Here is a 13500-nt window from a genome sequence, read left to right as displayed (position 1 = left end):
AAGCGAGAGCGCAGTCGGCTCCTACGATCTTATGAGCTCCTTTTAACGGGAGCGGCGCCTTTCTAAGTGTCGGTCCGAAGACAAGTTGAATCGGATGAATCGCTTGTGATTCAATAGAGACGGCCTGATTCTCGCGGAGACCGCCGATGTGGACGAATGAAAATCGCGCGCGCTACGATCGTAGCAAATTGCGCTACCCGAGCGACGTGACGGACGCGGAATGGGCGCTCGTCGGACCGCTGATCCCGCCGGGGAAACGGGGCGGTGGGAAGCGTACGGTCGAGATGCGCTCGATCGTGGACGGCTTGATGTATGTGCTCTCGACCGGCTGCCAATGGCGCGCGATCCCCAAGGATTTGCCGCCCAAGAGCACGATCCACGGCTATTTCGATCTGTGGACATACGACGGAACGCTCGATCGCATCCATCATGCCCTCTACGTGAAGTGTCGCGAAGCGGCGGGGCGCGAGGCCAGTCCGACAGCCGCGGTCATCGACAGCCAGAGCGTGAAAAGCGCAGAAAAAGGGGGCATCGCATCGATCCGCATGGCTACGATGCAGGAAAAAAGATCAAGGGCAAGAAGCGGCGCATTCTCGTCGATACGATAGGCTTGCTGCTTCACGCGCTCGTTCATCCGGCCGACATTCAGGATCGCGATGGCGGCGTTCTCGTCCTGCGCACGATGTTTGGAAAATTCCCGTTTCTACAAAAGCTGTTTGCCGACGGCGGCTATCAGGGCCCGCAGTTCCGCGACGCGCAGAAGAAGGCCTTGCCGTTTGTCGACACCGAAATCGTCAAGCGCTCGGATGCGGTCAAAGGTTTCGAGGTGCTGCCTCGCCGATGGGTTGTCGAAAGAACCTTTTCTTGGCTCGGTCGCTGCCGAAGGCTGGCCAAGGATTTCGAAAACCTCAATCGCAAGGCGCTGGCCTTTCTGCGCCTCGCCTCCATCCGCCTCATGCTCAGAAGGATTTGTAATCAAACATAAAGTTCACGGACAGACTCTAAGGCATTTTGGACGTCAATTCGATTGTCTCGCCATCGACGATGAATTTGCCGAAACCCTTATGATGAATCGTCTTGGGATTCTCCCGCGCCGGATCGATCCAGGCCTTGACTCCCTCCATTACAAAGAGCCCGTAACGGTTCACGAGTCGCGTATCGACAACTCTGCATTCGATATTCGCGAAGCATTCGCCCACGAGCGGCGCCGAGACCTTTTCGGCCTGTCCGGGCGTCAGATGGAAGGCGGAAAACTTCTCGACGTTTCGCCCCGAACAATTGCCGATGGCGACGACCTTTTCCGCAAGGTCGACCTCAGGGATCGCAATTACGCATTCCTTTGTCGCCCTCAGCGCGGCAAAGCTATGATCTCGGTCGCTGACAATGCACGCGATCAGGGGCGGCTCGAAGTCCACCATCATGTGCCAGGACATCGTCATGACATTGGCGCGACCTTTATGCGACGTGGTCAGCAGGACGACAGGCCCCGGCTCAAGCAGCTGATACACTTTGGATAAAAGCAGGTTTTTCATCGCCGCCGTTCCGTTTCCGATCGAACGCCAGGAGAGCCGTCGCGGGCATGATCTGGCCCGATTGGCGATAGTCGCATGGCGCGACCCGCAACGCGATTCACGCGTCCCGCACTCTCCTGCGTGGATCTGGCGGGAGCGCGTCGCTTCGCCGTCGAGATGAGCCGTGCAGGCCCCGCACGAGCCAATTTCGCAACCGAATTTGGTCCCGGTGAGGCTGATCGGATCGCGCCGCGCCTATTTCATGACGCGCGTGCAGGGCTTCGGGCCGCCGCGCGACATCTGGCCCGGCCTCGACCGTTTCGCCGGCGTCATGCTGGGATTGACCATCCTGCTGCTCGTGTCATTGATCCGCTGGCCGACGGAGGCGCGGCTGGCCGCCGCGGTCATCAGGGCGGCGCTTGCCCGGACCGAAGGTTCGGGCGATGCTCACGTGTTTTTCGAGAGGCAGAACCATGAGCCGCAGAATATTGTGCGTCCTTTTCGCCCTTGCATGCGGGGGCGCGCCGCTGACGGCGCAGGCGCAGGAAACGCCGAAGGACATTATCGCCGCGCATGTGCGTCTGCAGGGCTATAAATGCGACGCGCCGAAAAGCGCCAGGCGGGATGCGGCTGCGTCCCGGCCCGGCGAAGCCGTATGGATCATCGCTTGCGAGAACGGCAGCTACAAGGTGCGCCTGATCCCCAATATGGCGGATGTCATCGAGCCCTTCTGATCGACAAGGGCTGAACAAGGCTGGGCGCGGATGAGAGGCCCGCCCGCGCCGCATCGTTCACTTGACCGACTGAAACTGCTCGAGCGCCAATTCCGCCTGCTCCGTCGCCTTGTCTATGCGCTTGTCGAGACTCGTGCCTTTGGCGAGCTTCGCCGCTTTGCGCAAATATTTGATGCCCTTGCGGATGGGGTCGACGGGCGTCTGCCACACGGCGCTGCGCGCATGGTCGTAGGCGTCGTCAATATGTTCCACGAAGGAGGCGCTTTCCATCTGCTTGCCCGCCGCGATGGCCTCCTTCGTATCGGAAATCGCCTGCTCCAGATAGTTCGGATCGGCGACAGCCGGTTGCGCAAACGCGCCGAGACCGAGACCCAAGCCAAGAGCCAAAATCGTCATGCGACGAGAAATCATCCTTACCGCCCTCCCAAAAATCCGTCATTCAGGAACTCAGGGGCCATAGTGCCGATTTTTTCGCAAGCCTCAACTTCGGCGATAGCAAAGCGGTCTTGCTTTGTTCTCTCGCTACGCAAGTCGGCCGGCTTTAATCTCGCGCAAGGGAGGGGCGAGACCCGATGCGCATCTTCGTGCTGACCGGGGCGGGCGTTTCCGCCGAGAGCGGCCTTGGAACGTTTCGCGACAAATCGGGAACAGGCCTCTGGGCGCGCTTCGATCCGATGAAGCTCGCGACGCCTGAAGCCTTCGCGCGCGATCCTGCGGCGGTCCACGAATTCTACAATTTCCGCCGCCGCAACCTTCTCGACGCCCGACCAAACGCCGCTCACCTCGCTTTGGCGCGTCTGCAGCGAGAGCTGCCGGCCCATGGCGGCGCGATGACGCTCGTTACGCAGAATATAGACGACCTGCATGAACGGGGCGGCGCAAGGGACGTCGTGCATATGCATGGCGAACTCTTGAAGGCGCGCTGCGTCACCTGCCGCGCGATCGCCGCGCAGCGCAGCGATCTCACGGCCGAGAGTCATTGCGCGAGCTGCCGCCGCGCGGGGACGCTCCGGCCGCATGTCGTCTGGTTCGGCGAAACGCCGCTCTTCATGGAAGACATCTGCGCGGCCTTGTCCGACGCGACGCTGTTCGTCTCCATCGGGACCTCGGGGTCGGTCTATCCGGCTGCGGGCTTCGTATCGCATGCGCGCGCCCGGGGCGTGCGCAGTTGCGAGATCAATCTTATGCCCTCCGACAACGCCTCCGTCTTTGACGAGCGGCGATATGGCGCGGCGAGCGACGTCGTCCCCGCCTGGGTTTCGGATGTGCTGGGCGCGTGATCGTCAAAGGTAGGTCCAGCGCGCGAAAGTCGCGGCCTGTCCAGCCGGCGCGCCGGCGGCGTCGGCGACGTTCCAGATGGTGACGTTGGAAATGTGAAAGCGCCGGCCCGTCGCGCTGATGCGCACGCCCTCATAGCCGCTGATGAAACCTTCGCGCGCCGTCTGCGTCAGAAGGCGCTCGCGGGCCTCGCGCAGCATTGGTTCGGCGGTGAGGCGCGACGGCGTCGCGAGGAGCCGTTCGACGTTCATTTCCCACAGCGCGAGCGCGACGCGATTGCCGTAGTTCAGCATCGGATCGGCTTCCGCTCCGTGCGACACGACGACGAAAGGGGCGGTCAGCAGACGCTCCGCTTCCGCCTCCGCGCCTCCGCCGCGCGAGACGAGGTCGCCGCCGGTGCGCGCGCGATAGGAGTCGAGCAGCGCGGCCGAATGCGCTATCCAGCGCCTCCACAGATCGGCGGGCAGTTCGGCGCTGAAGCTCGGCATCGGTCCTCGTGGGGGCGGGCGCGCCTCACGGCTCGGGCGACGCCATATGCGCCTTTAGCACCTCGTTCGTCGCCGCGTCGACCTCTTCGAGCATCACCTCATAGCCCCATAGCGAGGTGAGATGGCGCAGAACCAGCGCGGCGTCGACGACGTCGAGAATTTCGCCCGCAAAGACGTGGTGGTGCAGCACGAGCCTCCGGCTGCCGGCGAGATCGACGTCGACGATCTGAATGTCGGGCGTATGGCGGCCGGCTTCGTAATCGCTCGCAAGGCTCCTGCGCAGATCCTGATAGCCCCGCTCATTGTGAATCGACTCGACTTTGAGCTTGGGCGCGTCCGCCTCGTCGACAATATGGAACAGCCGCCATTTGCGCATGAGATGCGGGCTGAGGAACTGCGCAATGAAGCTGTCGTCACGGTAATTGGCCCATACGTCCTTCAGCACCGCGATCTCATCGCCTCGCCCCGCTATGTCGGGGAACCAATGCCGGTCCTCCTCCGTCGGCTCGCGCACGATGCGCGCAATGTCGCTCATCATGTCGAAGCCGAGCGCATAGGGATTGACGCCGCTGTAGGAGGGATCATGGGCGGTCGGCTGGCGAATGGCGTTGGTGTGCGACTGGAGAAACTCCAGGAAGCTGCCGTCGCCGATCCGCCCCGCCTCATGAAGCGCATTCATGATGCGGTAATGGCAATAGGTTGCGCAGCCCTCGTTCATCACCTTCGTCTGCTGCTGCGGATAGAAATATTGCGAGATCAGCCGCACGATGCGAAGGATTTCCCGTTGCCAGGACGCCAGCTTCGGCGCGGTCTTTTCGAGGAAGTAGAGGATGTTCTCCTGGGGCAGGCGCAATAGCGCGCGCTGATGATCGATGGTCTTCCGCGCCGCCTCTCCGGCCGTCGGAACGGTTCGCCACAGATCGTTATAAAGCCGTTCGCTTTCCTCGCGCCGGGCGCGATTGCGCCGTTCTTCGTCGAGAAGGCTCATCCGCCGCTTGCGCGGATAGCGATCGACGCCTTGCGGCGCGAGCGCATGCGCGGCGTCGAGCAGCTGTTCGACCTCCGCTTCGCCGTAGCGCTCCTCGCAGCTCGCAATGTAATTTTTGGCGTAAGCGAGATAATCGAGAATGCCGCCGGGATCCGTCCATTGCCGGAACTGGTAATTGTTCTTGAAGAAATGATTATGGCCGAAGGCGGCGTGCGCGATGACGAGCGCCTGCATCGTCGCGCTGTTTTCCTCCATCACATAGCTGATGCAGGGATTGGCGTTGATCACGATTTCGTAGGCCAATCCCTGCAGCCCGGCGCGATAGACGCCTTCGAACTGCGCGAAGCGCTTGCCGAACGACCAGTGCCGATAGAGCAGGGGCATGCCGGTCGAGGAATAGGCGTCGAGCATCTGCTCGGCGGTGATGACCTCGATCTGGTTGGGGAATGTGTCGAGCGCGAGATCGTTCTTCGCGACGCTCTCGACAGCGTCATAGATCGCCTGAAGGGTCTCGAAGCTCCAGTCTTTGCCTTCAAAGAGCAGCTGGCTCATGTGGCTTCCTCCGCATGGGCGCCGTCACGGCGGCGGAAGAGCTCCCGGAAGACCGGATAGATGTGGTCGCGCCGCGCGACGCGCCGCATTTGGAAGTTGCGCGCCTTGGCGGCGAGAGGCGTATAGGCGTTCCAGAGGGAGCTGCCGCCGACATAGGAAAGCGAATGGCTTTCATTCGTGTTGGCGACTTCGAGATAGGCGAAATATTGGCAGAGCGGCAGGATCTTGTCTTGCAGCAAGGTCCGTGTCAGCTCGTTGTCGCTCAACATATTGTCGCCGTCCGAGGCCTGCGCGCCATAGATGTTCCAGCTCGCGGGATCGTAGCGGTCGGAGATGATCCGATCCATCTCGACCATCGCCGACGACACGATGGTGCCGCCGGTCTCCGTGGAGCGGAAGAACGTCTCCTCGTCCACTTCCTGCGCCTCGTCGGTGTGTCGAATGAAAACGATGTCGACGCGTTGATAGCGGCGCGTCAGAAAGATATGCAGCAACATGAAGAAGCGCTTGGCGAGGTCCTTCATGTGCTCCGTCATCGAACCCGACACGTCCATCAGGCAGAACATCACGGCCTGAGCCACGGGCCGCGGAAACCGTTCGAAGCGGCGATAGCGCAGATCGACGGGGTCGAGGAAGGGGATGCGCATGCGCCGTGCGCGCGTGCGCAGCGCCTCCTCGAGAAGTTCGGAAGCCTCGCTGCCCTTGGCGCTGGCGGCCTCCTCCTCCAGGCGCTCGACCACGCGATGCCGCGGGCGGCCCATGGCGATGCGGCGCGCAAGCGACATCTGCATCGTTCGCTTCAGTGAAAGATTGGCGGGCGTGCCGCTCGTCGAATAGCCGGCGCGGCGCGAGCCGAGCTTCTGCGTATCCACGAGGCCGCGCTTGGCGAAATCCGGCAGTTCGAGATCGTCGAGAAAAATGCTCAGGAATTCCTCGCGGGTCAGCACGAAGCGGAAGGCGTCGTCCTGCCCGTGTCCGCGGCCGGGCTCTCTTCCGCCTTGACCGCTCGCGCCTTCCGGGCGATCGATGAGATCGCCCTCGACGTAATCGCGATTGCCAGGAAGCACGAAGTCGCGACGGTCGCCGGGCATGTGCCGGAACAGCGGCTCTCTCGCGCCGTCGGCGGGGACGGTGACTTCCTGAGCGTTCTCCAGATCCTCGATGGCGCGCTCGCGGCTCGCTTCGCGAACGGTTCGCTCCACCGTGTCGCGGACTCGGCGAAGGAAGCGCTGACGATTTGAGAAACTCTTGCCACCCGGATTGAGCCGGCGATCGACGATGCGCATTTCTTCCTTCGCTAACCTTGCGCGCGCGCCGCAGCCCTGGCGTCAACCTGCCTGCTTCACGCGCATGTACCATTCGACCAGACGGCGGACCTGTCGCTCCGTATAGCCGCGCGCGACCATCCGGTTGACGAACTCCGTATGCTTGCTTTCGGTTTCCGTGTCCTTCTTGGTCCCGAAACTGATGACGGGCAGGAGGTCTTCGACCTGCGAGAACATCCGCTTCTCGATGACGTCGCGTATTTTCTCGTAGCTCGCCCAGGAGGGATTGCGTCCCTTGTTGGAGGCGCGCCAGCGCAGCGCGAATTTCACCACTTCGTTGCGGAAATCCTTGGGATTGGCGATACCCGCCGGCTTCTCGATTTTGGTCAATTCCTGATTCAGCAACTCCCGGTCCAGCATCTGTCCGGTGTCGGGATCCTTGAAGTCCAGGTCTTCGATCCAGGCGTCTGCATAATCGATGTAGCGGTCGAAAAGGTTCTGGCCATAGTCCTGATAGGATTCGAGATAGGCTTTTTGAATCTCCTTGCCGATAAATTCGGCGTAGCGCGGCGCAAGCTCGGCCTTGATGAATTCGATGTAGCGTTTTTCCGTCTCGGCGGGCAGTTGTTCGCGCCTCAGCGACTGCTCCAGCACATACATGAGATGAACGGGGTCCGCCGCGACTTCGACCGTGTCGTGGTTGAAGGTCGCCGCGAGAACCTTGAAGGCGAATCGCGTCGAAAGTCCGGTCATGCCCTCGTCGACGCCTGCGGTCTCCCGATATTCGAGAATGCTGCGCGCCCTTGGATCGACCTCGCGCAGGCTCTCGCCGTCATAGACGCGCATCTTCGAGAAGAGATTCGAGTTTTCGTGCGGGGCGAGGCGCGAGAGGACGACGAAGCGCGCGAGCATCTCCAGCGTGTTGGGCGCGCAACTGGCGTTGGCGAGCTCCGACTCTCGCAACAGCTTCTCATAGATGCGCTGCTCCTCCGTCACGCGCAGGCAATAGGGAACCTTGATCACATAGATTCGGTCGATAAAGGCCTCGTTGTTGCGGTTCGACTTGAAGCTCTGCCATTCGGCCTCGTTGGAATGGGCGAGCACGGTGCCGGAGAAGGGAATGGCGCCGATATTTTCAGTGCCGATGTAATTGCCCTCCTGCGTCGCCGTCAGCAACGGGTGCAGCATCTTGATCGGGGCCTTGAACATCTCGACAAATTCGAGAAGCCCCTGATTGGCGCGGTTCAACCCGCCCGAATAATTATAGGCGTCCGGATCCGCCTGAGCATGCGCCTCCAGCTTTCGAATGTCGACCTTGCCGACAAGCGAGGAAATATCCTGATTGTTTTCGTCGCCGGGCTCCGTCTTGGCGATGGCGATCTGCCGCAGGCGGGACGGCGTGACCTTGGCGACGGTGAAGCGCGTGATGTCGCCGTTGAATTCATCGAGCCGCTTGAGGCACCAGGGGCTCATGATGACATGGAGCCGGCGGCGCGGAACGCCGTAGCGTTCTTCCAGCATCGGGCCGGCTTCTTCGGCGTTGAACAGGCACAAGGGGCTCTCGAAGACGGGACTGAGCTCGTCGCCGGCCTTCAGCACATAGATCGGATTGGCCTCCATCAGCGCCTTCAGCCGCTCGGCGAGAGACGACTTGCCGCCGCCCACGGGCCCGAGAAGATAGAGGATCTGCTTGCGCTCCTCGAGGCCCTGCGCCGCGTGCCTGAAGAAGCTGACGATGCGTTCGATCGTCTCCTCCATGCCGTAGAATTCGGCGAAGGCGGGATAGACGCGAATGGTCCGGTTCATGAAAATGCGGCCAAGCCTCGGATCTTTCGAGGTGTCGAAGAACTCGGGCTCGCCAATGGCGTCCAGAATGCGTTCGGCCGCGCTGGCGTAAGCTTTGGGATTGTCTCGGCAGAGTTCGAGATAGCTTTGGAGCGATATTTCGCTCGCCTGGCGCTCACGATAAAATTGCACGAAATCAGCGAAGACGTCGGTGTTCGCCATAGAGGCCTCTCCTCATGAACGCGACAGCGGCATGTGCGCGTTCCGATGAGAGGTAACTGAGCAAGCGCGAACTGATTTCAATATCAGAGGCGACAAGAGCGCCGCCCGGCGGCCTCGATCGAGGCGGGACCGGCGCGGAAAGATGCGTCGGCTCGGCTCACGCTGTCGCGAAGGGCGGCAGGCGACGCCATTTGTGCGGCGACGCGACGTCGAGCGGCCGCAGGCCCGCCGCTTCCGCTTGCGTTTGCAATGCGCCGCAGGAGTCCGTCAGACGCGCGTTCGAGAGCCAATGTCGGCGAGGAGGAGGCTACCTTCAGCCTTACAATATTGACCGCGCGGCGGGTTCATGGATGATCTGGCCGCCAAAAGAGGAGGCTTCATGCTTTCGCGCCGCGCATTTTTGCTGAATTCCGCCGCATCCGTCGCCACGGGTCTTTTGCCGGAGAGGGCGTCGGCGGTCGAGCGCGCGCCGACGATTCTAAAGCTGCAGCGCCGGTCGATCGACGTGATGGGCAAGCCGGCGTCGGTTTACGCCATCAGACAGCCAGACGGCGCGGCCGGCTTTGCGGCGGATGTCGGCGCGCATTTCCGGGTTCGCGTCGAGAATGAAATCGGCGAGCCGAGCCTCATTCACTGGCACGGCCTCACGCCGCCATCGGCGCAGGACGGCGTGCCGGGGCTTTCCGGTCCGCCCATCCCGCCGGGCGACTCCGCCGATTACGATTTTCCGCTCCCTTTCGGCGGGTCCTATTTCATGCATTCGCATTACGGCTTTCAGGAGCAGCAACTGATGGCGGCGCCGCTCATCCTGCGCGATCCGAAGCGCTATCCGGACGATCAGGAAGTCGTGGTCATGCTCGCCGATTTCAGTTTCAAGCCGCCGCAGGAAATCTACGCGTCCCTGACCGGCGGCAAGGGCTCGATGGGCCATATGGGCGGCATGGAGATGGGCCACGCCGGAATGAATCACGCCGCTATGGCGAATATGCCGGCAAGCGAGACGATCACGCCCAAAAAAGATGCGGCGCGGATGGGGAAGCCCGACCTCAACGACGTCGATTACGACGCCTTTCTCGCCAATGAGCGCGCGCTGGACGACCCGCAAATCGTTCGGATCGAGAAAGGCGGCCGCATCCTGCTGCGCGTAATCAACAGCGCCGCCATGAGCGCCTTCCATATCGACTTGGGCGAAAGAGAGGGAACGCTCGTCGCCGTCGACGGGCAGGATATTGCGCCGGTCTCAGGGCAATCTTTCCCGATCGCCGTCGGTCAGAGGCTCGATCTTCTCATTCAGGCGCCGAAAGACGCGCGGCCCCTGCCCGTGTTTTTCGTTCTGGAGGGAGAAAGAAGGCGCACAGGCCTCATTCTCGCGCCGCGCCAGGCGCCGATCCCGCGCCTTCCCGACATGGCGGATGCGGCTTCGCCGGCGCTCGATCTCGCATTGGAGGGGCAGTTGCGCGCCATGTCGCCGCTCGCGGCGCGACAGGCCGACCGGGTCGTCCCAATCGACTTGACGGGGGATATGGCGAGCTATGTCTGGTCGATCAATAATGTCGTATGGGATCCCCAGACGTCGCCTATCCCGCTGAAATCCGGGGAGCGGGTCGAGTTGGCGATGACCAATCGCACCATGATGTCCCACCCCATGCATCTGCATGGACATCGTTTTCAGGTCGTGGAGATTGACGGCCGGCGATTTGACGGCGCGCTACGCGACACCGTGCTCGTTCCGCCGGGCAAGCGCGTCGTCGTTGCGTTCGACGCCGACAATCCGGGCCATTGGGCGTTCCATTGCCATCTGCTCTATCACGCCCAGGCGGGCATGTTTGCGAGCTTCAAATATAGCTGAGCCCGGCGCGGGCGACGCGCCGGGCGCCCGCCTCAGTAATAGTAACGGGGACGGCGGTAATAATGCGGACGGGGGGCCGTCGCAGCGCCGACAAGGGCGCCTCCGGCGGCGCCGATCGCCGCGCCGGCCAAAGTCGGGCCCGCGAGGCCGCCCGACGCAAGGGCGCCGATGCCCGCGCCGCCGAGGCCGCCAATGATGCCGCCGCCCACAGCGCGTTCGCCGGGCGTATAGCAGCCGGCAAGCGGCAGGGGCGCCGTCACAAGGGCGGCGACGAGAATGGCTTTCTTGGCGGAATGACCGAGAGAAAGGCTCTGCATGGGGATCCTTCGGTTGGAATGCCGGTGATTCGCGTGAGGCGAAGCCGCCTTCAGCGTCGGCAAAGGAAGAACCGCCATTTGAGTCGTTACGATGGCGCGCGCAGGGACGCGGCCGCCAAGGTTCTTACATCCGTTTCGGCTTCGGCGAATCCGCTTCCTTGAGAACCTGGAGAAGATAGGCGCCGTAGCCGCTCTTCGAGAGACGCGCGGCGGCTTCGCGCATCGCGTCGGCGTCGATCCAGCCCTGGCTGAATGCGATCTCCTCGAGACAGGCGACGCGCTGACCCTGGCGCTGTTCGATCGCCTGCACATATTGCGCGGCTTCGAGCAGGGAGGCCGGCGTGCCGGTGTCGAGCCAGGCGAAACCGCGGCCGAGGCGCTCGACATTCAGCGTTCCAGATTCAAGGTAAATTCGATTGAGATCGGTAATTTCGAGTTCGCCGCGCGGCGAGGGCTTGAGCGACGCGGCGTATTCGGCAACCCGCGTGTCGTAGAAGTAAAGGCCGGTCACCGCCCAATTGGATTTCGGAACCAGCGGCTTCTCTTCGAGAGAAACGGCCTTGCCATTCCAATCGAACTCGACGACGCCGTAACGCTCGGGGTCCTTCACATGATAGGCGAAAACCGTCGCGCCCTCTTTCCGTGACGAGGCCGCGGCGAGCGAATCCGTCAGGCCGTGACCGTAGAAAATATTGTCGCCGAGCACGAGCGCGGAATTGTGGCCTTCGACGAAGGGCGCCCCGATCGTATAGGCCTGCGCGAGTCCCTCCGGGCGGGGCTGCTCCGCATAGGAAAGAGAAACGCCCCATTGCGCGCCGGAACCGAGGAGCCGCTTGAAGGTGGGGAGATCGTCCGGCGTGGAGATGATCAGGATCTCGCGCGCCCCCGCGAACATCAGCGCCGACAGCGGATAATAAATCATCGGCTTGTCATAGACGGGCAGCAACTGTTTCGAGGCCGCGAGCGTCATGGGATGCAGTCTGGTGCCGGAGCCTCCGGCTAGGACGATGCCGCGCATATTGTTTCCTCAGGAATGATCGAGCAGCCGCTTCACGCATATTGCAAGAGAGGGGCGCCAGTCGGGCAAGGCCACGCCATAGAGCCGGCGCAGTTTGGAATTATCGAGGCGGGAATTGGCCGGGCGCTTCGCCGGCGTCGGGTAATCAGCCGTCGTGATGCGTTTCACCGAGACCGGCGCGCGGCCGTGACGTTCCGCGCGCGCGAAAATCTCCTCGGCGAAATCCGCCCAGCTCGCTTCGGTCGCGCCGGTCATATGAAAGACCCCCCGCAGCTCCCGCGACGGGTCCTTGATCATTCGCTCGGCGATGGCGAGAACGCCGTCCGCAATATCAAGCGCCGACGTCGGATTGCCGCGCTGATCGGCGACGACGCCCAATTCGCTGCGGCTCTCGCCGAGGCGCAGCATCGTCTTAACGAAATTCGCGCCGAAGGGGCTGTAGACCCAGGCCGTGCGCAGGATCGCGCAATTTTCGCAATTCTCCGCGGCGCGCCGCTCGCCCTCGAGCTTGGAGCGGCCATAGACGCCCGTCGGACCTGTCGGGTCGTCTTCGAGATAGGGCCGGTCCAATTGGCCGTCGAAGACATAATCCGTGGAAATATGGATGAGCGGCGCACCGAGACGGGCGGCTGCCGCGGCGACCGCGGCGACTCCCTCCGCATTCACGCGAAAGGCCGTTTCCGCTTCCTGCTCCGCCTTGTCGACCATCGTATAGGCGGCGGCGTTCACGACGACGTCGGGCCGCAGCGCTTCGAGCGACCGGGCCACGCTATCGGAATCGGCGAGATCGAGCTCCGGGCGGCCGACTGCGATAATTTCCGCTATTTCAGCGCCGCGCTCGATAAGCGAGGTGACGACCTGTCCCTGTTTCCCGGTGACGGCGATGCGCATGTCGATCACGCGAAAGCGTCGGCGAGGTCGCGCAGACGCGGCCAGCGTTTGTCTTTATCGGAGAGCAGCGGACCGCCGGGCGGCATCGGCCAGTCGACGCCGATATCCGGATCGTCGAAAGCAAGTCCGCGATCATTGGCCGCGGAATAGAGCGCCGTGACTTTGTAGAGAACTTCCGTATCGGGATCCAAAGTGATGAATCCGTGGGCGAAGCCGATCGGCACGAGAAGCTGCCGCCAATTCTCCGCGGAAAGCTCCACAGCGACATGTTCGCCGAAGGTCGGCGAGGAACGCCGAATGTCCACCGCGACGTCGAGAATGCGTCCGCGCGCGACGCGGATAAGCTTGTCCTGAGCGAAGGGCGCCGTTTGGAAATGCAGGCCGCGCAGCGTGCCGACCGGCGCCGAGAAGGAGTGATTGTCCTGGACGAAGGTGAAATCGAGTCCGGCGTTCTTCCAGTCGGATTCTTTGTAGACCTCCGAGAAAAAGCCGCGCGCGTCGCCATGCTTTCTTGGCGTCACGATTTTTACCGCGGGAATTTCCGTGTCCTCGAACAGCATGGTCGCCCTCTATCCATTGTCGCCGTTGCGCCGCGTCGCAAA

The 13500-nt window shown here is 62.5% G+C and carries 15 protein-coding genes; 4 read left to right on the top strand and 11 right to left on the bottom strand.

Features of this window, described 5'->3' with window-relative positions; translation table 11 throughout:
• The first annotated feature begins 146 nt into the window (after positions 1–146).
• Positions 147–985, top strand: a protein-coding gene (locus tag MMG94_RS09910; RefSeq protein WP_425272287.1) for an IS5 family transposase whose coding sequence is annotated in 2 segments (ribosomal slippage) — positions 147–558 and positions 558–985 — 840 coding nt in all. Because the reading frame shifts where the segments join, the coding sequence is not laid out codon by codon here.
• A 16-nt stretch (positions 986–1001) separates the two neighbouring features.
• Here MMG94_RS09910 and MMG94_RS09905 read toward each other — a convergent pair.
• Positions 1002–1532 carry a flavin reductase family protein gene (locus MMG94_RS09905; protein ID WP_016917772.1) on the bottom strand — a complete coding sequence of 177 codons (531 nt, stop codon included), beginning with the start codon at positions 1530–1532 and terminating at the stop codon, positions 1002–1004.
• A 234-nt stretch (positions 1533–1766) separates the two neighbouring features.
• Positions 1767–1919 carry a hypothetical protein gene (locus tag MMG94_RS09900; RefSeq protein WP_016917773.1) on the bottom strand — a complete coding sequence of 51 codons (153 nt, stop codon included), beginning with the start codon at positions 1917–1919 and terminating at the stop codon, positions 1767–1769.
• A 65-nt stretch (positions 1920–1984) separates the two neighbouring features.
• Here MMG94_RS09900 and MMG94_RS09895 point away from each other — a divergent pair, with 65 nt between their 5' ends.
• Positions 1985–2245, top strand: coding sequence for a hypothetical protein (locus tag MMG94_RS09895; RefSeq protein ID WP_051001063.1), 261 nt, complete (start codon positions 1985–1987; stop codon positions 2243–2245).
• Between the two features lie 57 nt (positions 2246–2302).
• Here the strand turns inward: MMG94_RS09895 and smbP are convergent, their stop codons facing one another.
• Positions 2303–2641: a small metal-binding protein SmbP gene (gene smbP, locus MMG94_RS09890; RefSeq protein WP_016917775.1), complete on the bottom strand. Its 339-nt coding sequence runs from the start codon at positions 2639–2641 to the stop codon at positions 2303–2305.
• A 176-nt stretch (positions 2642–2817) separates the two neighbouring features.
• On the opposite strand from smbP, the gene MMG94_RS09885 reads away from it, so the two are divergent.
• The gene (locus MMG94_RS09885) at positions 2818–3525 is read left to right on the top strand and encodes an NAD-dependent deacylase (protein WP_016917776.1); all 708 of its coding nucleotides are present in this window, start codon (positions 2818–2820) and stop codon (positions 3523–3525) included.
• 3 nt (positions 3526–3528) lie between these two features.
• Here MMG94_RS09885 and MMG94_RS09880 read toward each other — a convergent pair whose 3' ends face one another.
• Genes MMG94_RS09880 through MMG94_RS09865 form a run of 4 tightly spaced genes read right to left on the bottom strand, consistent with a single transcriptional unit; the run spans position 3529 to position 8823 of the window.
• A complete protein-coding gene (locus MMG94_RS09880) occupies positions 3529–4011 on the bottom strand; it encodes an MEKHLA domain-containing protein (RefSeq protein ID WP_016917777.1) in 483 nt (160 codons plus the stop codon).
• Positions 4012–4036: 25 nt separating this feature from the next.
• Positions 4037–5551: a SpoVR family protein gene (locus tag MMG94_RS09875; RefSeq protein WP_016917778.1), complete on the bottom strand. Its 1515-nt coding sequence runs from the start codon at positions 5549–5551 to the stop codon at positions 4037–4039.
• Entirely contained in the window at positions 5548–6837 is a 1290-nt protein-coding gene (locus MMG94_RS09870; protein WP_016917779.1) for a YeaH/YhbH family protein, read from the bottom strand. The genes MMG94_RS09875 and MMG94_RS09870 overlap by 4 nt, the downstream gene beginning before the upstream one ends.
• A 42-nt stretch (positions 6838–6879) precedes the next feature.
• Positions 6880–8823: a PrkA family serine protein kinase gene (locus tag MMG94_RS09865; protein WP_016917780.1), complete on the bottom strand. Its 1944-nt coding sequence runs from the start codon at positions 8821–8823 to the stop codon at positions 6880–6882.
• Between the two features lie 346 nt (positions 8824–9169).
• Here MMG94_RS09865 and MMG94_RS09860 point away from each other — a divergent pair, with 346 nt between their 5' ends.
• Positions 9170–10672: a multicopper oxidase family protein gene (locus MMG94_RS09860; protein ID WP_016917782.1), complete on the top strand. Its 1503-nt coding sequence runs from the start codon at positions 9170–9172 to the stop codon at positions 10670–10672.
• A 32-nt stretch (positions 10673–10704) separates the two neighbouring features.
• Here MMG94_RS09860 and MMG94_RS09855 read toward each other — a convergent pair whose 3' ends face one another.
• The 4 genes from MMG94_RS09855 to rfbC all read right to left on the bottom strand — a co-directional run bounded on the left by MMG94_RS09855 (position 10705) and on the right by rfbC (position 13458).
• Positions 10705–10989 carry a hypothetical protein gene (locus tag MMG94_RS09855; RefSeq protein ID WP_040578711.1) on the bottom strand — a complete coding sequence of 95 codons (285 nt, stop codon included), beginning with the start codon at positions 10987–10989 and terminating at the stop codon, positions 10705–10707.
• Between the two features lie 124 nt (positions 10990–11113).
• Positions 11114–12007, bottom strand: coding sequence for a glucose-1-phosphate thymidylyltransferase RfbA (gene rfbA / locus MMG94_RS09850; RefSeq protein ID WP_016917784.1), 894 nt, complete (start codon positions 12005–12007; stop codon positions 11114–11116).
• Positions 12008–12016: 9 nt separating this feature from the next.
• Positions 12017–12898: a dTDP-4-dehydrorhamnose reductase gene (gene rfbD, locus MMG94_RS09845; protein ID WP_026015937.1), complete on the bottom strand. Its 882-nt coding sequence runs from the start codon at positions 12896–12898 to the stop codon at positions 12017–12019.
• 5 nt (positions 12899–12903) lie between these two features.
• Entirely contained in the window at positions 12904–13458 is a 555-nt protein-coding gene (gene rfbC, locus MMG94_RS09840; protein ID WP_016917786.1) for a dTDP-4-dehydrorhamnose 3,5-epimerase, read from the bottom strand.
• Positions 13459–13500 lie beyond the last annotated feature (42 nt).

The organism is Methylocystis parvus OBBP, assembly GCF_027571405.1.
GTDB classification, from domain to species: Bacteria; Pseudomonadota; Alphaproteobacteria; order Rhizobiales; family Beijerinckiaceae; genus Methylocystis; species Methylocystis parva.
The sequence above is the reverse complement of the archived record's forward strand: the minus strand, read 5'-3'. Positions and strand labels throughout refer to the sequence as shown.